17 protein-coding genes are annotated in these 19,829 nt (G+C 47.0%); 8 read left to right on the forward strand and 9 right to left on the reverse strand.

The features are described 5' to 3' along the window. Positions 1-37: 37 nt before the first annotated feature. Positions 38-3,133 (reverse strand): ATP-binding protein, encoded by a 3,096-nt coding sequence (locus MHI12_RS29180; RefSeq protein ID WP_405171030.1) that lies wholly within the window; start codon positions 3,131-3,133, stop codon positions 38-40. Positions 3,134-3,372: 239 nt separating this feature from the next. Next, positions 3,373-3,801 carry an SRPBCC domain-containing protein gene (locus MHI12_RS29185; RefSeq protein WP_405171031.1) on the reverse strand — a complete coding sequence of 143 codons (429 nt, stop codon included), beginning with the start codon at positions 3,799-3,801 and terminating at the stop codon, positions 3,373-3,375. Positions 3,802-4,029: 228 nt separating this feature from the next. Here MHI12_RS29185 and MHI12_RS29190 point away from each other — a divergent pair, with 228 nt between their 5' ends. Then, complete coding sequence (locus tag MHI12_RS29190) at positions 4,030-4,797, forward strand: class I SAM-dependent methyltransferase (RefSeq protein ID WP_405171032.1); 768 nt, start codon at positions 4,030-4,032, stop codon at positions 4,795-4,797. A 265-nt stretch (positions 4,798-5,062) separates the two neighbouring features. Here MHI12_RS29190 and MHI12_RS29195 read toward each other — a convergent pair whose 3' ends face one another. After that, the gene (locus MHI12_RS29195) at positions 5,063-6,097 is read right to left on the reverse strand and encodes an NADH:flavin oxidoreductase/NADH oxidase (RefSeq protein ID WP_405171033.1); all 1,035 of its coding nucleotides are present in this window, start codon (positions 6,095-6,097) and stop codon (positions 5,063-5,065) included. 48 nt (positions 6,098-6,145) lie between these two features. Beyond that, positions 6,146-6,337 carry a 2-hydroxymuconate tautomerase family protein gene (locus MHI12_RS29200; RefSeq protein ID WP_017691642.1) on the reverse strand — a complete coding sequence of 64 codons (192 nt, stop codon included), beginning with the start codon at positions 6,335-6,337 and terminating at the stop codon, positions 6,146-6,148. A gap of 225 nt (positions 6,338-6,562) precedes the next feature. Between MHI12_RS29200 and pepT the strand changes: the two genes are divergently transcribed. Beyond that, positions 6,563-7,801, forward strand: coding sequence for a peptidase T (gene pepT, locus MHI12_RS29205; protein ID WP_036612135.1), 1,239 nt, complete (start codon positions 6,563-6,565; stop codon positions 7,799-7,801). A gap of 136 nt (positions 7,802-7,937) precedes the next feature. On the opposite strand, the gene MHI12_RS29210 is transcribed toward pepT, so the two are convergent. Then, positions 7,938-8,630, reverse strand: a complete 693-nt coding sequence (locus tag MHI12_RS29210) for a Crp/Fnr family transcriptional regulator (RefSeq protein ID WP_405171034.1) — start codon at positions 8,628-8,630, stop codon at positions 7,938-7,940. A gap of 281 nt (positions 8,631-8,911) precedes the next feature. Between MHI12_RS29210 and MHI12_RS29215 the strand changes: the two genes are divergently transcribed. Continuing rightward, a complete protein-coding gene (locus tag MHI12_RS29215) occupies positions 8,912-9,751 on the forward strand; it encodes a methyl-accepting chemotaxis protein (RefSeq protein WP_405171035.1) in 840 nt (279 codons plus the stop codon). A 146-nt stretch (positions 9,752-9,897) separates the two neighbouring features. On the opposite strand, the gene MHI12_RS29220 is transcribed toward MHI12_RS29215, so the two are convergent. Continuing rightward, a complete protein-coding gene (locus tag MHI12_RS29220) occupies positions 9,898-11,334 on the reverse strand; it encodes an alanine/glycine:cation symporter family protein (protein WP_405171036.1) in 1,437 nt (478 codons plus the stop codon). A 329-nt stretch (positions 11,335-11,663) separates the two neighbouring features. On the opposite strand from MHI12_RS29220, the gene MHI12_RS29225 reads away from it, so the two are divergent. Continuing rightward, positions 11,664-12,593: a response regulator gene (locus MHI12_RS29225; protein WP_100528198.1), complete on the forward strand. Its 930-nt coding sequence runs from the start codon at positions 11,664-11,666 to the stop codon at positions 12,591-12,593. Between the two features lie 173 nt (positions 12,594-12,766). On the opposite strand, the gene MHI12_RS29230 is transcribed toward MHI12_RS29225, so the two are convergent. Continuing rightward, entirely contained in the window at positions 12,767-12,943 is a 177-nt protein-coding gene (locus MHI12_RS29230) for an aspartyl-phosphate phosphatase Spo0E family protein (RefSeq protein ID WP_017691636.1), read from the reverse strand. Positions 12,944-13,377: 434 nt separating this feature from the next. Here MHI12_RS29230 and MHI12_RS29235 point away from each other — a divergent pair, with 434 nt between their 5' ends. Continuing rightward, complete coding sequence (locus MHI12_RS29235) at positions 13,378-14,001, forward strand: acetate uptake transporter (protein WP_036671640.1); 624 nt, start codon at positions 13,378-13,380, stop codon at positions 13,999-14,001. Between the two features lie 210 nt (positions 14,002-14,211). Beyond that, entirely contained in the window at positions 14,212-14,724 is a 513-nt protein-coding gene (locus MHI12_RS29240) for an acyl-CoA thioesterase (RefSeq protein WP_026081401.1), read from the forward strand. A gap of 41 nt (positions 14,725-14,765) precedes the next feature. Here the strand turns inward: MHI12_RS29240 and MHI12_RS29245 are convergent, their stop codons facing one another. Then, positions 14,766-15,842 (reverse strand): anthranilate phosphoribosyltransferase, encoded by a 1,077-nt coding sequence (locus MHI12_RS29245; protein ID WP_405171037.1) that lies wholly within the window; start codon positions 15,840-15,842, stop codon positions 14,766-14,768. An 18-nt stretch (positions 15,843-15,860) separates the two neighbouring features. Next, positions 15,861-16,454 (reverse strand): ANTAR domain-containing response regulator, encoded by a 594-nt coding sequence (locus MHI12_RS29250; protein ID WP_076251918.1) that lies wholly within the window; start codon positions 16,452-16,454, stop codon positions 15,861-15,863. A 589-nt stretch (positions 16,455-17,043) separates the two neighbouring features. On the opposite strand from MHI12_RS29250, the gene nirB reads away from it, so the two are divergent. Together nirB and nirD are read left to right on the forward strand one after the other, a co-directional pair. Beyond that, positions 17,044-19,485 carry a nitrite reductase large subunit NirB gene (gene nirB / locus MHI12_RS29255; protein ID WP_405171038.1) on the forward strand — a complete coding sequence of 814 codons (2,442 nt, stop codon included), beginning with the start codon at positions 17,044-17,046 and terminating at the stop codon, positions 19,483-19,485. A gap of 16 nt (positions 19,486-19,501) precedes the next feature. Then, positions 19,502-19,819, forward strand: a complete 318-nt coding sequence (gene nirD / locus MHI12_RS29260; RefSeq protein WP_405171039.1) for a nitrite reductase small subunit NirD — start codon at positions 19,502-19,504, stop codon at positions 19,817-19,819. Positions 19,820-19,829: the final 10 nt, after the last annotated feature.

Genomic DNA, 19,829 nt, shown 5'->3' on the forward strand with positions numbered 1-19,829 from the left:
CCCTAGTCTGTTAACCATAATTGCTTCACTCGGCACATTATTTGGAATAATCCACCTTGTGCACAGGGATACGGAATCGGATCTGCGTGCCTTTACCCACATGGCTATGAATCTCGAGTCCCTGACCATACAGAGACATTAGGCGACGGTTTATATTTTGCAGCCCGACACCTCCCGGACCTTCGATGCGCCCAGACTTGACCTGAGCCATACGCTCAGGAGGGATACCTACACCATCATCCTGGACCTGTACGACTACATGCTCGCTCTCTTTGAAAATCTGAAGATGAACTGTCCCGCCTGCTGCCCGCTCCATTACGCCGTGGCGAATGGCATTCTCCACAAGTGGCTGAATACTGAGAGGTGGCAGATACAGATGCACGTCCGATTCCACCTCATACTCAACCACCAGTCTTTCCTCAAATCTCGCCTGTTCCAGATGCACATAAGACTCCACCAATTCCAGCTCTTTGGTCAAAGGAACAAGCTGCTCCCTGTTCTGGAAATCAAAACTTCCACGCAGGTAATGACTCAATTCAATCAGCAGATCGGTTGCTTTGTCTGGATTCACTGCACAGGTCGCGATAATGACATTGAGTGCATTATATAGAAAGTGTGGCTTGATCTGGGCCTGCAAAAAGGCCATTTCCGTCCGAATAGCTTCCTGTACTGAGCTCCGCATCTCAATTAACGTCCGAACCCGGGCACGCAATTCACCGGCATCCACCGGTTTGCTCAGGAAGTCATTGGCTCCCGCCTGGAATCCGTGTTTGATATCCTCAGGCAACCCGCGAGCGGTCAGCATCAGAATCGGTAACTCTGACAGGGAACTGTGCTCGCGCAGTTTGCGACATAACTCAAGCCCGGACATCTTAGGCATCATCCAGTCCGTAATAACAAGATCAATGGACGGGAACTCCTCACGGAGTTTCAACGCAGTGGACCCGCTGTCCGCTGCAATCACACGATACCGCTCCGTCGATAAAAGGTTAAGCAATACCTGTCGATTCACGGGGTCATCGTCCACAATCAAAATCGTATACTCCGCTTCCGTAAGATCATCCTGCTCATCTGACTCTCTTGTAACAAGCTCCTTCGCCCCTGCCCCCTGTGCAGCAACATATCGGGCGGCAGCTGGTTTCGAATGAGTTTGCAGCAGCGGCATTTTCATAACAGGCAGGGTGAAATGAAAGGTCGAACCTTGCCCCGGCTCCGATTCAACCCAGATCTCACCACCGCCAAGCTCAACGAGTTTTCGCGTAATACTCAGACCCAGTCCGGTTCCATTATTCAATCGCTCAATCGTGCCGTTACTCTGCTCATACGCCTGGAAGATATCCTCCTGTTTGTCCAAGGCAATGCCTACCCCTGTATCAGCGACCGATACCTTCACCCAATCCCCTTCAACACTGGCGTACAATCGAATCTCACCCTGCTCAGTATACTTATAGGCGTTACCCAGCAAGTTATACAGAACTTGCCTTAGGCGATCTTCGTCTGCCTCAACAAGAGGCAAGGACTGGGGCCATTGTTGAATCAATATAACCGGCTTGTCCTCGAATGTGAATCCCGATACCTCGACCACGGTACGTGCAACGGATTCCAGATCGACAGCTACCCGTTTCAACTCAATCTCACTATTTTTTAATTTGGCAAAATCCAAAATGTCGTTAACCAGCAGTGATAGGCGCTTACCGGTTGAAGTAATCATGGAGAGATTTTTGGCTTGCTTGGGCGTGACTGCTCCAGCTGCCCCTTCCAGCATGGATTGTGCAATATTAATGATGCCATGCAGGGGAGTTCGTAACTCATGAGACGTATTCGCCATGAACTCGTCCTTCAGGCTGTCGATGGCAAGCAAACGCTCCGACAGGGCTTCCACGTCTCGGAATGATTCTGCAAAGCGGATTGCGGTCACAATCATCTGGGCAAATACAAATAATAAAAGTTCAATCAGCGCAAAGAACGCTGTGTCTAGGGTAGTGAACGCACCAAGCGTATACAACACAACCACCATGAGTATGCTCATCATACTCACGAGTGCAAAGTGGCTATCATTCGGTCGTCCTTTCAACCAATAGAACATGGCTCGCAGCGTATAGAACATGACAACAAGCGAGATCAGCAACATGGGAAGCTCAAGAGACGAGAAAAGCGTCGGAGGGAGCGTAATACCCACAATGGTCTGGGTAATAATTAGCACTACAGCCAGACGAACAAACCACTGATGAACTGCTCCTGGCACACGGGCATCCATATACCGAAGCAAAAAGTAATAGGCAAAGGCTGAACTAAGAAGCTGAATCCGAAGTATCTCATTATTGGTCAGGAACGGTACAAACGTACCCAGTAACTTCTCCCCATGTGTCAGAGCGTATACCGCACCAGAAAGGCTGAATAATCCGAGAAAACGAAGCTCCTTCTCCGTACGTCGTAATCTGAACAGAAGTAGAAAAAAGGCGGCTGGCAAGATAAAACCGAATAAGGCCATCAGATCCTTGAGCCAATCTTGTTGCTGACTTTTCAGAATACTATGCTCGTCTCCAAACAAAATGGGCGCTACAATGCCCCCGGAAGAATAACTATAGTTTGATACCTGAATGATAATGTCAGCCGTGTTGCCCTCAATGGACGTGAATCCTGTAAAGGGCAGATTTAATTGTATATCTGTCGCCTTGGTCTTTCCTGGTAGCCCTTTGCCGCCAATCTCTTTCCCATCGATAAATACCCGGTGGGCCATGCGTATATTCTGTGTGCGTATACCATAATCATTTTTCATCGTTCGGGGTGTAAGCTGAACTTGCAAATGATAGGTTCCATACCCATGCGCCTGACCCAAAGATTTGTTCCATCGGGCAGGAACCTGAGTGCCAGACGAAGCCGGCAAAGGCTTGCGACCGGATACACTTGCTTCAATATCTGCCGGACTCAGCAACTGCCCAGGGTAGAAATCCCAGACACCCTTTAGAGATGCTGCACCCTTGCGATCAAAGTCCCATTGGGTCAGGTCAATTTTTCCCTCTGTAGCCTGGGGGTTACTCCGCTCGCTAATTAACGTCTGGGCGATCCAACCCAGTGGAACAATGACAATACATATGAAGCTTATGGTCAGCATAATCCAGTGTTTTCTCATCTATGTATTCCTTCCATCCACAATGGCGAGAGACGTCTAATTTTGTCGATTATCACTATAATTCATGTTACACGTTTCTGGTGCTCACGGAAATAGTTTCCGTATCATAATCGGTCAAATTCGTTATAATTTGAAGGATTTCTATCTGTTTCCGCCAGTTCTTGATACACCAAGGAACCCCAGGCCGAATTTCACCGGAATGAACGGGCGAAATGGCCTGGGGTTGATTGAATGAATATTTATTTAACAACTTGGGCAAGCTTCTGAACGATTCCGGCCCATCCCTGTTCCATACGTTCGCGTACGATAGCGTGAGCCTGTCCAAACTCGGTCAGTTTATCCGCATCCCAACCGCTGTGAATCAGTGTGAAATCCGTACCTTCGGGCTGTTCATTCAGTTGGAACGTCAACGTCCAGTCCTTACCCCAGCGAAATGAAATCTTGTGCAGTGGAAGAACTTCCGTCACCTGACATGGTGATTGGCCGAAGGGGCCTGCTTCCAATATAAACTCGTGACCTTCCACGGGTTCCAGATTGCCTGGCATGAACCAGGTTTTCAGTCCCTGCTCGGTCGAGACCATCTCCCACACTTTCTCTACAGGTGCATGGAGCATAAGTTCCTGCCGGATATCTGGCAGTGCACTTGATGAACTTGATGATGAATCCATTCGAATCACCTCCTTATACATTTCATTTCGTATAACTACCCGAATAGAAGTTGACCTCCGCTTTATCTCCACCCTATAATTGGAACATATTACATAAAAGGTGCGTGATTCCTATGATAGTCTGCTCTGAAAAATCCAATTCCAACCGTTGCCGGAAGGGATAATCCCGCTCACTTCCCTTCCACGTTTTAATTTTAATACATTTAAATTGTGGGGGACACCTATACTATGTCATTCAGTTATTATGGTCCATTATGCACCGCCGTTTATGATCTAACAAAACCTGTGGGACACTCCTTGGGAGGAGACATTGAATTCTATCGCCATTATCTTCAGCGCTGCAAAGGACGTATCCTTGAAGCCATGTCGGGATCAGGCCGAGTGCTCATTCCTTTGCTTGAAGCAGGCTTGAAGGTGGATGGAATTGATTATTCAATGGATATGATTGACTCTTGCCGTTCTCGTTGTATGGAGCGGGCATTACCCATGCCTGAACTGTTCGTTTCCGATCTGGAGAAGCTTGACCTTCCATATCGATACGAGGCAATTATCATTCCCGGAGGTTCTCTGCTCCTCATCCAAGATAGACAGGCGTCGATTAACGTATTACGTAATCTATTTCAGCATTTAGAACCTGGCGGCAGGCTCGTGTTTGATCTGTTTCTTCCCGATGTGACAAAACCCTCTTCTGTAGAAACATCAACCGTTTCATTACCCGATGGTGATACGATCACGGTAGAAGTGAAAACCATTGAAGTGAACCTTCTTCACCAATATAAAGTGAGTCTGATCCGCTACGAACAATGGCATCAGGGTGCTCTTGCTGCTACGGAGCTGCAACAACTTACCTTGCGTTGGTACGGCATAGAAGAGTTACGCCTAATTCTCGAACACATTGGTTTCTCTGACATTAAAGTGTACGCCGACTTTAACCCGGATCAACCACCCACGCAGTCGAATCAAAAATTCGTCTATGAAGCGACTCGAAGGGCGTAGCCATCCGTAATTTAGTCTACATGCTTCTCATCAAAGATAAGGCCACAGCATGAGGTTTAACCCATGCTGTGGCCTTTTTTTACTATATAAGATCTGCAATAACATTTACACGAGAACGCAGAGGACAGAAATAGCCTGAAGAAGCGGCGCTACAAGTTTTCTGCAAGAAAGCTACATCGAAAGCATACACTTCGCCTTTATCCTCATCAGATCGGAAGGTTATTCTGTCATCGGAGTGGCAAGTGTAAGTATAATTTAGTGCAAATTAGTATCCACGAGAATATTGCTCTGCAATGGCGGCTTGATCCTTGCTGACACCCAGTTCCAGAGCCGCATGATTCGCCCAGTACGGATCACGCAACATGCCTCTACCAACCGCGACCAGATCCGCATCGCCGTTGCCAATCACCGCCTGAGCCAACGCTGCATCCTCCAGCATACCCACTGCGATTACAGGAACGTTCAGTTCTTCACGGAAACGACGGGCAAATGGTACCTGATACCCCGGATAGTTACCCGGTTTCCGCTGTCCCGAAGGTCCTTCGCCACCTGAACTGATATGGAACATGTCCACGCCTGCGTCTTGGTAGGCACGAGCGATATTGATGGTGTGGTCGATGTCGTATCCACCATCTGCATATTCTACGGCCGAAATCCGCAAAATCAGCGGCATATCTGTTGGCATTTCTTTTTTCACTGCACGAATGACTTCAACGCCAAAACGGGACAGATCCTGCCCATATACATCCTCACGATGGTTCATCAGCGGGGAATGGAACTGGTGGATCAGGTATCCATGTGCGCCATGCAGCTCAATGGTATCTACTCCAGCCTGTACTGCGCGGCGAACACCGTCTGCGAATTTCTGCACCATGGCTTCTACCTCTTCCGTGCTTAATGCACGAGGCTCCTTGTACTTTTCTCCCGGGAATGTAACTACCGATGGGGCAACAGGCTGCGGAGCATCCTCTGCTTTTCGTCCCGCATGTGCGATCTGAATAGCTACTTTGGAGCCGTAGGCATGAATTCCATCTACAAGTTTGGTGAAGGCAGGCACATGCTCATCTGACCATATACCCAAGTCATTATCCGTAATACGTCCATCCGGATCTACATCGGTCATCTCGATTACAATCAGTCCTGTTCCTCCAACCGCACGGCTCACATAGTGAACCTGATGCCAATCGTTCGGAATGCCGTCCTTCGCAGTGACAGAATATTGGCACATTGGTGCCATGACGACACGGTTATTTAATTGCAGACTCTTGAATTGATAGGGCGAAAATAATTGTTCAGTCATTAATGTTACATCTCCTGTTCCATGATCATGATATATATGAAGCCTTACTTATTTGTCTAAGTCCGAAAACAGTTTTCCGTTCTTGCCGTAATTGTCCTTCTCCAAATCCTCAATAAAGATAAAGACTTTGCTCGGATCAACATCCAGTGTCTCACAAGCCACCTGAGTCATACGTTCAATCAACTGACGTTTCTGCTCAACCGACTTGCCTTCCAGTACCTTAACAGTGATAAATGGCATGTCTTGAACACATCCTTTCTTCATCATTTATTATGAACCTGACGTATGGAAACACAAGTACGTACATTTTTGTGCCTTGGTACCCTTTTTGATACCTAGTCATCCTCATATTTCGGTTCTGCCCCATTCTGGAAATGACTGCAAAACATGATATGATAACCATAGAGAACCACAGGAAATACTATACCCGAAAAGAATTAAATCCAAGCTAGGGAGCGATTATAGATGAAAGATATTTTAATTCAAAGACTGAGTACTTATGTTCAGATGGATACCCAATCCGATGAAAATAGCGAGACATGCCCTTCCACACCCGGCCAACTGGCCTTGGGCAAACTGCTCGTTGAAGAATGTACCTCCATTGGTCTGCAAGATGTGACGATGGATGAGAACGGTTATGTCATGGCTACACTGCCATCCAATACCGACAAGGATGTTCCCGTAATTGGTTTCCTGGCCCACCTCGATACAGCGACCGACTTTACTGGCAAAAACGTCAAACCACAGGTTATCGATAACTATGACGGTGCTGACATTGTGCTGAACTCGGAACTGGATGTAGTACTGTCCAACAAGGATTTCCCGGAGCTGCATGAGTATAAAGGCCACACCCTGATCACAACCGATGGTACAACGTTGCTTGGTGCAGATAATAAGGCAGGTATTGCCGAAATTATGACCGCGATGGCCTATCTGATTGAGCACCCGGAAGTGAAACACGGTAAGATTCGGGTTGCTTTTACCCCGGATGAAGAGATTGGCCGTGGACCGCACAAGTTTGACGTAGCTGCTTTTGGAGCCAAATATGCGTACACGGTTGATGGCGGACCGCTTGGTGAGCTGGAATACGAGAGCTTTAACGCAGCTGCCGCTAAAATTACCGTACGAGGCACCAATGTACATCCCGGAACAGCGAAGGATAAGATGGTGAACTCCCTGAAAATTGCGATGGAATTGAATCGACGCCTGCCTGTGGAGGAAGCTCCTGAATTCACGGACGGTTATGATGGGTTCTACCATCTATTGTCTCTGGAGGGTGACGTTGAGCTGACAAAGATGAGTTACATTATCCGTGATTTTGACCGGGCGAAGTTTGAAGAGCGCAAAACAAATCTATTGAATATCGCAAACGAACTGAAGACCAAGTATGGAGAGAAAAGCATCACGGTTGAATTGAATGACCAGTACTATAACATGCGTGAGAAAATTGAACCCGTACGCCAGATCGTCGACATTGCCCATGAAGCCATGACCCGACTGGACATCGAACCTGTTATTCGCCCCATCCGGGGAGGAACAGATGGTTCTCAGCTATCCTATATGGGCATGCCAACACCAAATATCTTCACTGGTGGTGAGAACTACCACGGTAAATTCGAATATGTATCGGTAGACAATATGGTGAAGGCCACCCGTGTCATTGTAGAGATCGCTCAATTGTTCGAACAACGCGGAGATATCTAGTCCACTTGAAGTGCAGAGCAAAGAGAGCACCCCTTGGTATATTCGGGAGGGTGTTCTTTGTTATGCCGTATTGTATTTTATTGTGCGGCGTCATGTCGCATAGATATGCAGGCTTGGTCTTTATTTTAAAATACCATCACTCATATATATTGCCTCCTGCGATGACACGCAACTGTTCCAGATCACAGATAACAAGATTTCGTTGCACTTTGTGAATAATATTTCGATTACACAGATCTTGAACAACTCTATTGAGATGTCTATAGCTGGTGCCCAGCATATCCGCCAGTTCGGTGAGCTTGGAGGTCTGGATCTCTTCCGAAGAGGATTCGTCCTGGCCCATTGTGGACAACAGATAGCTGGCAAATCGGCTCTCGACCGGATATAACATATTCAGACTCGACAGGTTGGAAAAGGTATACAATTTGTGCGTAACTTGACTCAGCATGAAGTGGAGAAATTTAGGATTCTCCGCATACGTATTCTGGAGAGCGCGATAGCTGATACCCAGCAGCAGGCTTTTGCTCACAGACTCTACCGTATTCATAGCCTCCTTGCCATTCACCAGTTCCAAATCTCCCACGAGCGCAAGTGGCGTACTGAAACGAAGCAACAGAGACTTCCCGTTAGGCAGGGTGGTATAGATCTTGAGCTTGCCCTGCACGAGAAAATACAATCGCTCGGGTCGTTCACCTTTGGCACATATCATCTCGCCCTTCGCAGCCTCAAGTAGTCGCAACTCAGCGAGTGCAGGCTCGTCCAGCACCTGATCCAACCCATTCTCACGGGCGAGTTGCCGCACAAGTCCAAAGTCCATAATTTCTTTCATTCCGAATTCCCTCCTTGCCCTATATAACGTACACAAAAGGACACATGTCCTATATTTGATATACATCCGTACAAATATCTTGATATAAAAATAGTTACAACTAACACTTATATCCAATAAATCAGTTCAAATGGTAAATATTTAAAAATTTAATCATAAAATGTTCATTCTTTCATACAAAATGCCGTTCACGAAAAGCCCTTTCCGTCCGATGAAAGATAGAGCATTCCATAGATCGATAAAAATAATACATTCAAATATTGAAAGGATGGTCCTCTTCCATGAACGTTGTAGATGCCCTGCTTAAAGTAATGCCTTATATCAGCCTGATCCTCAGAGAACCAGCCAGTTTGACTGTTTATGATCACGAAAAAGTATTAGAGGTCATTATGACAGATAAATTTGATCTTGGTTTTGAAAAAGGAATGACTCTTCTGGAATCGTATCAAAACTTTGCCATCTTAAAAAACGGAAGAGAAGCTACTCTCGCTACTCTCTCCAAGGAAGTTTATGGTATCGAACTGGATATTTTGAACATTCCGATCTTTGATGATCACCAAAAAGTTGTTGCTGTTTTCTGTGTGTCTTACGACCAATCTAACCAGAACCAACTTGAGGATATTATACAAGAAAATCGAACCATCAATGGTAACCTCGTTGATATGGTGCAACATGTCGCCGCTCATGCCGAAGAATTGCAAGCAACCAGTGAGCAGATCTTGCAGAACACAAGACTTGCTGTTCAGAACTCTTCCCAAATCAACAAAGTAGCCGGGTTCATTCGTGAAATCTCTGAGCAAACCAACTTGCTAGGCCTGAATGCCGCTATTGAAGCCGCTCGCGTTGGTGAAGCCGGTGCCGGCTTCGGTGTGGTTGCTTCCGAAGTACGCAAACTCTCTGTGGATGCCAAACAAGCTACAAGTGATATCGATACCAGTCTGAGAGATGTGCAACAGGTCATCAAACAGATGGAAGTTGAAGTCTCCCAGATTGCAGCCTCTTCACAGGAACAAGCAACGCTTGTATCCTCCTTTACGGATGTGATTGAGCAGCTTAATGAAACAGGGGAGCGAATGAAAGCACTGTCTGAACAACTGATCAGCTATTCCGTTAAAAAGTAATCAAAATATATCTTTGATGAACTTTGGCTAGTGCAAAGATACATTTTATATGCAACAAACAGGACTCGGGTTGCCCATGATGGATAATCCAAGTCCTGTTGTTTGTTGTGCCCATTTTATATAACCAACTACGTTCAGATAAAATCTTAATTGGTTACATGTATTGATTTATCTCCAATAACTTCTTCTTCCGACTGCCAGCATTCCACTTCACCCGGAATATGAATTCGGTCCCGGGTAAAGACGGGATCACGACCTTCAGCCTTCTGTTTTTTGTAGTCCTTCAACGCTTCGAAAGTCACCTTGGACAGCATCAGAATTGCAATCAGGTTGACCACCACCATGAGCCCCATGAACAGGTCAGCCAAATCCCATACCAGCTGCACTTTGGCTACCGCCCCAAACACCACCATCGCGATAACGCAAATACGGTATACCCAGAGCCAGACTTTGTTGGATTTGATAAACTCAATGTTAGTTTCTCCATAGTAATAATTTCCGATTAGTGTACTGAAGGCAAACAGGAACACCATAACCGCCAGGAATCCCGATGCCCATGAACCAATATGTACACTTAATGCTGCCTGAGTTAACTCAATGCCACCCAGACTGGAACCTTTGTACACTCCTGATAGCAAAATAATCATGGCTGTGCTTGTACATATCACTAACGTATCTGTCAGCACGCCAAACGCCTGAATAAGTCCCTGTTTCACTGGATGTGTTGTATCCGCCGTTGCAGCGGCATTCGGGGCGCTACCCATGCCCGCCTCATTGGAGAACAATCCGCGTTTCACACCGTTCATCAGTGCAGCGCCCAACGTTCCGCCGGCAACCTGTTCGATGCCGAAGGCATTTTTGACGATCAACGCAATCATGGCCGGAAGCTGGGTAATATTCGCCAGTACAACAAAAGCCGCTACCCCAATGTACAATACAGCCAGTACAACAACGATGTATTCCGATGCTTTTGCAATCCGTTTGACACCGCCCATGATAATTCCTGCAAATATCACAGCCATAATGATACCCACCGTTAACCGATCCGTGCCAAATGAGTTCTCAAATGCAACGGTAATCGTGTTAGACTGCACCGCATTAAAGACCAAACCAAATGAAAGCGTAATGAGAATGGCAAATAAAATCCCCATCCAGCGTTTGCCCAACCCACGTTCCATATAATACGCCGGACCGCCGCGGAATCCGCCCTTATCCTTCACTTTATAGATCTGAGCCAACGTACTCTCCACAAAACTGGAGGCTGACCCGATAATTGCAATGATCCACATCCAGAATATAGCCCCAGGTCCACCCAGTGCGATAGCCAGTGCAATACCGGTAATATTCCCTGTACCTACACGGGCCGCCATACTAATACAGAACGCCTGAAATGGTGAAATTTTGCCTGGTTCCTTGCTTTTTGGCTCTCGAAGCACCTTTACCATATCTCCAATCATGCGGAATTGCATGAATCGGGTCTTGGTGGTGAAGTATATACCACATACTACCAATAATATAATTAACACTTTGGACCATAGAAAATCATTGAAAATGACGACAATATCTTGTATTGTTTGCTCCATCGGTATGCCCCTTTTTATGGTGTATTTCAAGCACAGAGATGGTTACGCGAAAAGTTTGTACCATTCTGCACAACACTAGCCCCAGACTTCGGGATGTTACTTATACTACAAGGGCATCTACGGAAATCGACAAATACCTACATGCATTTTCTAGATTTATTTTAAAAATGGGCTTTGATCGCCAAATCATTGTCATTTAACCTGACATATCAGGTTCTATGCAAGAAGGAAAGGAACGATTACACTGGAACGAGAGTTCATCGCGGCGTTAACCGCCTTTACCATAGATTTATCAATCACACCATTCGCAGAGAAAGGGAATGACTGACATGCGTTATTTTATCGTGGATGATGATCCTGGCGTTCGTTCCATGTTGATGGATATTATTGAGGATGAAGGCCTGGGCGATATTGCCGGGGAAGCTGAGGACGGAGCACATATTCACGCGGAATTGTTGGAACTGCATAAGGTGGATGTACTGCTGATTGATCTGCTGATGCCCCAACGAGACGGGATTCAGACAGTGCGAGCGCTTGAAGGAAGGTTCGAGGGCAAGATCGTCATGATCTCCCAGATCGAGTCGAAAAATATGATCGGAGAAGCCTATTCACTAGGCATTGAATATTATATTACGAAGCCGATTAACCGGTTAGAGATTCTATCTGTTCTGCGGCTGGTGAGCGAAAGGCTTCGGATGCAGCAATCCATCGCAGATATTCAGCGGACATTGCAGGGATTGTCCGGTTTGAATTCTACCGAACGTGCTGCGGCTCCGGTTCCGGACAAAACAATCACGACTGCAGGACATTTCCTGCTGTCCGAGATGGGCATGATCGGCGAAGCGGGCAGCAGGGATCTGCTGGACATGCTGGAATATCTGGAGCAGGTAGAGACAGATGAACATAAGCTGTCCCCCTATACGTTCCCATCCCTCAAAGACATCTTCCAGAATGTAGCGATACGTAAACTGGGAGAAGATGCCTCTCTCGCAGAGGTGAACAAGGAGATCAAGGCATCTGAACAACGTGTCCGCAGAGCCATCTTCCAGACTCTGAGCCATGTGGTTTCTCTGGGATTAACGGATTATACACATCCCAAGTTCGAGAACTATGCATCCAAATTTTTCGATTTCACCGAAATTCGCAAGAAAATGCTCGAGCTGCAAAACAATGTGGAGCCTTCCTTGTCCCAGACACGCATTAATACAAAAAAGTTCGTGCAGGTTCTATACTTGGAAGCTAAACGATTACTACATTAAACAGATGCAAGATGGATACGATGCAAAAACAAACGGGCATGAATATTACGCCGGTAGGATACCGCCTCTTCAACTGAGGCTGTCCATACCGGCTATATTCATGCCCGTCTGTACGATCAAGCGTTACAATCTATGTGATTTGTTCCATGTATAAAATTAAAATCGCTTTGGATTCAGGCCCGTGAATGGTTTCGGCTAATTCGGTTATACTCATTAATCAATTCATCCAATGCCATAGACTGCCGAATCACATCGGGATGCCCAAGACCACCCTTGTTATGCTCTACCAGCATATGAAGGTTATGTCTGGCCTTCTCTATTTTATTTTTCAAATCCAAACTCATAACCATGACCCCTGATACCTCCTTATTCTGTGAACCATTTTAGTTTTTCCTGTCAATCTATAGTTGGATTAACATATGGCATAGGAGACAAGGATGTTTTGTATTCTTCTCCAAATTTTGATAAAGATTATTTTATCACACTAGAGCTTATCCGAAAATGGCTGATATGACGCAATTTTAGTGGTATTGTTGAGGGTTGGATTCTAGTGTCTAGCCTCATCATTCACCGCCAGAACGGATTGTGTCGTAAATGTGTATATTGAAAAAACAAAAGTCTATTGACTTAAAAGGTAATAAAATCCCTTTCCATAACGGGGCCATTCAGGTACAATAGGGCGATGTGTGTGTCCGGACCCGGCGGATACAAATGATGTAATTTAGAGGACGGCCAACGACGGCCATTGATCCTGATTTGATATTATTGGAGGCTTATCATCACCATGCAGACCGATTCACAGACTAAAGTCAAAATTGTTAACGCCGATCCCAGCGCAATGGGATTATTTGGGTTGGCTATCGTAACCCTGGTCGCTTCTTCCCAAAAGCTTGGCATTACAGAAGGACTTAGCTACGCTATTCCTTGGGCGATCTTCCTGGGTGCCTTTGCCCAGCTATTCGCATGCATTCAAGATTCCAAACGTAACAATACCTTTGGCACAACGGCTTTTGGCGCGTACGCATTCTTCTGGTTCGCCATGGCTGCCAACTGGATGATCAAAATGGGCGTATTTGGCTCCACTCTTGCTGAACAGGCCGATGGCAAGCAGCTCGGATTTGCTTTTGCCGGATACCTCGTATTCACCCTGTTCATGACGATCGGTGCTATTGAAGCGAATAAAGTATTGCTTATCATCTTCATTCTGATTGACTTCCTGTTCCTTGGCTTGACCTTTGACGCTTTCGGCGTAGCTCCTCACATTTTCCACACCATTGCAGCATACGCTGAACTGGCGATCGGAATTGTGTCCCTGTATGGTACAGGTGCTTCGGTACTGAACGCTCACTTCGGTTATGCGTTCTTGCCGATCGGCAAACCGTCCGGCATTTTCAAACCCAAGGCTTAATATACAGCAGTAAACCGCCAGCGCGCCGGTCCGCGCCTGGCGGTTTTTTTGCAGTCCAACTTCATTTGAATATGTATCTGACCGACACCTATACTAGGGATAATAGATCAAAATAGACCCTACAACACATGAAATAAAATGTCACAGCAGCCATACTGTAAGGAGGAAAAAAGCATGAGAGAGATACCGAAACCAACGGAGATGGATCAGGTGGAGAAAAAATATGTACGCGAAACACGTTGTTTCAAGACGGCACGGGTGTTCCCAACCGATGTCAACAATCATAATACGTTATTCGGCGGCAAGCTGATGTCCTACATCGATGATATTGCATCCATTGCCGCTTCCAAGCTATGCCGGGTCAATACCGTAACGGCTTCAACCGACTCTGTCGATTTCCTGTACCCGATTAATCCAACGGATTCGGTTACGCTTGAATCGTTCGCGTCCTGGACAGGACGAAGTTCCATGGAGATTTTTGTGAAGGTGATTCGAGAGGATCTGAAGACCGGAGAGAAGAAAATTGCAGCGACAGCATTTCTGACCTTTGTGGCCTTGGACGAAAATAATCGCAAACTGATCGTACCCCGCATTATCCCGGAGACGGAAGAAGAGAAGAAACTATACGAGACCGCTCCGGATCGGGCGGCCATGCGGAAACAACGACGGGAAGAGAGCAAGAAATTCGCTGACTTCCTGACCGTTACTTATCCTTGGGAATAAACACACGCTAAACCATAACAAGATTGAACACCAGCATTACATTATCTGGACGATGCCGGATAGATGGACACCGCTCTGCTATCCGGCAGTTCACCACCCATGGAGACACACCACTGCTGATAGAGACGATATGCTGCACCACTCTCCAGCAATCCCTGACAAGTATATATGCCCTCTTCGATGGAATTGACACGCCCCGCCGCGTACAAGCGGAAACCTCCATTTAACAAAACCTGATTCACAAAAGCAATATGACCCTCACCGCTTAACACGCTTTCCGCCACTTCAAGCTGCTTCGCAGCCGTCCAGACCAGTTCCGGCACGGGCATATCCAGTTCATAGGCTGCAGGATCAACCAGTTCCAGCTTCATATCGCCGTCTTCCACGGCGTATACGCGGGTTGGCCGATCAATATACAGATCCTCAGAACCTTCCATCCCCTGTACAACATAAGCACGACGATAGTTAAACCGGGTGAGCAACTTCGCAATCCGATCCAGAAAGGTATTATGAAATACACCAAACACCAAATACGCTGAATGGTTATAATCAATCAGTTTCTCTGCTGTGTTAAACACCGTTCGAAAACCCAACTCTTCCCGTAACGGACGAAGCTTACGGAGAGGTGCGCACCAATCCTCGGAAGACACGTACATGACACCCGAACGCAATGCAGCGCTCCGGGCATCTTCCCGATCCATCTTGTGTGTATCAATTCCCACTTCCTTCAAAAGTACCGACAACGTGACGCCCCACTTGGGTGGTAAAGGATCACTCCCGTGCAAATTCACCGGCAACCCGGCCGCCGCGAGTACAAATGCAACCGGAAACGTGGCTATGAACGACTTTGTCCGTCCATCATAAGGACCCGCACAGTCCAATCCATCCTGAAATATGGAGAAACGTTCCGCACTGTTACGACAAGCATGAACAAAGGCTTCCAGTTCCTCGACATTTTCCATTTTCATACGTTCAGCCATTAGAAACGCAGCCGTCTGGGCAGGGGAAACCTCCTGTTTCAGGATTTTCTCTGCTACGGTCAGTGCCTCTGTATAATTCAGATCACGCGAGCCTCGTTTCCCACGTCCGACCTCTCGGAGTATCTGAGACATATCCATGGAGAATCCTCCTTCCAATTAAGACTGGAGCAGTTGATGGGCCTTCACAATCGCTGTGGCTACATCGACCATCCGTTTGCGTTCATCCATCGCTTTCTTGCGTAACAGGTCATAGGCTTCGGCCTCCGAGATCTGCTTCAGATCACTAAGGATAGCCTTTGCCATATCAATCCACTTCCGATCCTCCAGCCTGGATTGCAACTGCTTCCGTTCCTGCTCCCACTGTTTGCGTTCCATGTAGCGCCTGGCTGCAAAGTGAAGAGTCCAGTGAATCTCGGGCCCGGTCATGGATGGTGTAAGTATTCCATCAAATGAAGTTTCGACCTCGCAGGACTCTGCGGAGGAAGAGGCTGTATCTGGCGCGCACCACCAAAGCAGCGGTGAATCCGACTTCCCCTTTCCCAGGCAGTTCACCCAGTACTCCACATCAGCCAGCGACAGATGCAAAATGGACGCTTCGGCCGCACGAGCTAACTTCACCGCTTCCGCCTCACTGCCCGCCACCTGTACATGGTACCCGTTTGCTCCCAGTAGCCTTTCCGGTGTCAGAGGGATTGCATCGGATGAGGCAGCTATCGTTGGTTGAACACGGATGACCAATAAAGATCGCATGATGGATCAATCCCTCCCTATTGCGTATAATCAGAGTCCACATCATTTAAGACGTTAATACATGAAAGCAATAAACATGTTACATTACCTAACAAAAATTAAGTAGTGACGATTATGCGTCTTATTTTTAACATTAGAATGATCTTTTCATGCCTCATCATGTTGCAATAAAAAAGGGTGAAACACTATACATGGCACCTTTTCTACAGTATTTATCGTATCCAGCGCGCTATCGTTATCTAAATCCTTCAAACTAAGAAGATATACTCCTAAAACTTCGTCGTCCATTCGATATTCCAATAAACTCATGTAAACATAATTAACTTTAAATTTCAAATACTTTTTTGTGTTAACTATATTGACATGGTTAGATCGATCTTTTATAGTTAAACCATAACAACTCCATATTTGAATCGATCACAGTTACAATGGCGTAGCTGGTTGAAACGGCAATGAAGCCTGTTTTGCAATCTCGGAGCAAGGGATGCGTATGTATATGCGCAGTCCTCCGAGGCATAACAGGCTTTTTCGATTTTAGAGACAAGGTTTCGAGGCAGTTCGCAGAATGGACCTAAGGGGGCTAATCATAATGAGTACAACGAAAAAACTGGTGCTGGTCGGCAATGGCATGGCGGGAATCCGCACAATCGAACATATCCTTAAGCTTGCTCCACACGCTTATGAAATTACAGTCTTCGGCGCAGAGCCGCATCCCAACTACAACCGGATCATGTTATCTTCCGTACTGGCTGGCGGAACATCCATCGAAGATATCGTAATCAATGAGTGGAGCTGGTACGAAGATAACGGTATTCGGGTGTACCCGGGTGACCCGGTCGTTCAGATCGATACCAAGCACAAGGAAGTTGTATCTCAGAATGGTGTACGCGCAGCCTATGATGAGCTGATTATGGCAACCGGTTCACAAGCGTTCATCCTCCCACTTCCCGGCGCTAACAAGGAAGGCGTTATCGGATTCCGAGATATTAAAGACTGCGAGACCATGATGCAAGCATCGCAAAAGTATCGCAAAGCTGCCGTCATTGGAGGCGGATTGCTAGGACTGGAAGCAGCGCGGGGGCTGCTCAATCTGGGCATGGACGTCACAGTCATCCATATTAACGGTCATCTGATGGACCGCAATCTAGATCTCCCGGCAGGCCTGATGCTCCAGAGGGAGCTTGAAGAGCAGGGCATGAAGTTCCTTTTGAACAAACATACCGAAGAAATCACAGGCAAACAACGGGTAAAAGCCATTCGTTTCACTGATCAAACGGTACTTGAAGCGGATCTGGTTGTCATGGCTGTCGGGATTCGTCCGCAGATTGAACTGGCTCGCAATACCGGCCTCGATGTGAATCGTGGAGTCATTGTAGATGATTATATGCATACCAGCATCCCTGGCATCTCTGCCGTTGGCGAATGTGCAGAACACCGCGGTATTGCCTACGGACTGATTGCTCCATTATATGAACAAGGTATGGTACTCGCAAAACGCCTGGCTGGCGCGACAACTGAAGGCTATGAAGGTTCAGTCACTTCTACCAAGCTGAAAGTATCCGGTGTGGACGTATTTTCTGCCGGACAATTCAAAGACGCTGCGGACACTCGCAGCATTCGTATTCAGGATGACGTTGATGGTGTGTACAAAAAGATGGTCATCAAGGATGGGCAGCTCATTGGAGCTGTATTGTTCGGGGATACCACGGATGGCGCATCGCTGTTTTCCCTCATTAAGAGTGGTGAGAACATCAGTGGTCGGGAGAAAGAAATTTTGCTCGGTGTACCTTCCGGTGGTTCAGGCTCAGGTCCATCTGTCGCGGAACGCATGGCAAGTATGCCAGATGACGAGATTGTCTGTGGTTGTAACGGTGTTACCAAATCTTCCATCGGGGACGCTGTTCTGAATAAAGGCTGTAATACACTCGGTGCAATCAAGTCGTGTACCAAAGCTTCCGCTTCTTGCGGTGGGTGCAAACCTATTATCGAAAACCTGCTCACATATTATGCCGGTGATAATGTAGGTGAACAGACCAAAGAAGGCATCTGTGGCTGCACATCCTATGATCGGGATGAGATTGTTGCACAGATCAAGGAAATGGGTCTCAAAAGCGTTAAAGAAGTCATGAACGTTCTCGGGTGGAATGAGCCAGAAGGTTGTTCCAAGTGTCGTCCTTCCCTGAACTATTACCTCGGTATGATCTGGCCGGCTGAATATGCAGATGAGCGTGTATCCAAATTCACCAATGAACGTTATCACGCCAACATCCAGAAGGACGGTACCTATTCCGTTATTCCACGGATCTATGGTGGTGTCACATCCCCGGCGGAATTGATCAAGATTGCGACTGTCGCAGAGAAATACGATGTGCCATTGGTAAAATTCACGGGTGGACAACGACTCGATCTGCTCGGTGTACAAAAGGAGAACCTGCCGAAGATCTGGGAAGAGCTCGATATGCCTTCCGGTTTCGGTTATGGCAAGGCGCTGCGTACAGTGAAGACTTGTGTAGGTAACACGTTCTGCCGATTCGGCACACAGGATTCCATTGAGATGGGTATTCGTCTGGAGAAAAAACTCGACAAAATGGTGGCTCCAGCCAAAGTGAAGCTCGCTGTCTCCGGATGTCCGCGGAACTGTGCTGAAGCGACTATCAAGGATCTGGGTGTTGTCGCCATTGATGGCGCTTGGGAGATTCATGTTGGCGGTAACGCGGGAGTCAAGGTTCGTGCAGCCGAGTTGCTATGTACGGTGAAGACCGATGCGGAAGTGGAAGAGTGGACTTACTCTTACCTGCAATATTATAGAGAGAATGCAAAATGGAATGAGAGAACAGCGGCATGGATTGAACGGGTAGGTCTGGATCATGTGAAGAAAGCATTGGCTGATCGGGATGTACGTCTCGCTCTGGTAGAACGTCTGGAAGTTACACTGGGTCACACGGTTGATCCTTGGAAAGAAATCATTCAAGACGAGAAATTACGTAAAAACTTCACCCCACTGTCCGGTGCCGAGCCGGTAACCCACTAGAAGAGGAGGAACAGCGATGAACAAATTCCGAATTGGACACCTTGCAGATATTGATGAAAAGGGAGCACGGACCTTCCTGATACAGGATACCGAAATTGCAGTCTTCAAACTGAGCGACGGAAGTCTGCACGCCGTCGAGAATCGCTGCCCTCACAAGGGCGGCAAGCTGTCGGAAGGCATGGTGTGCGGGACATCAGTTCATTGTCCTTTGCATGATTGGAAGATTGATCTGCGTAGCGGTAAGGTACACGAGCCGGATGAAGGCTGCTTGAATACCTACAAAACAGAAGTAGACGGCAACAGCGGAGAAATCTTCATCACAATTGCGGGTTAAAGGCTAGAGA

The organism is Paenibacillus sp. FSL H8-0280 (assembly GCF_045040665.1).
Classification (GTDB): domain Bacteria; phylum Bacillota; class Bacilli; order Paenibacillales; family Paenibacillaceae; genus Paenibacillus; species Paenibacillus xylanexedens_A.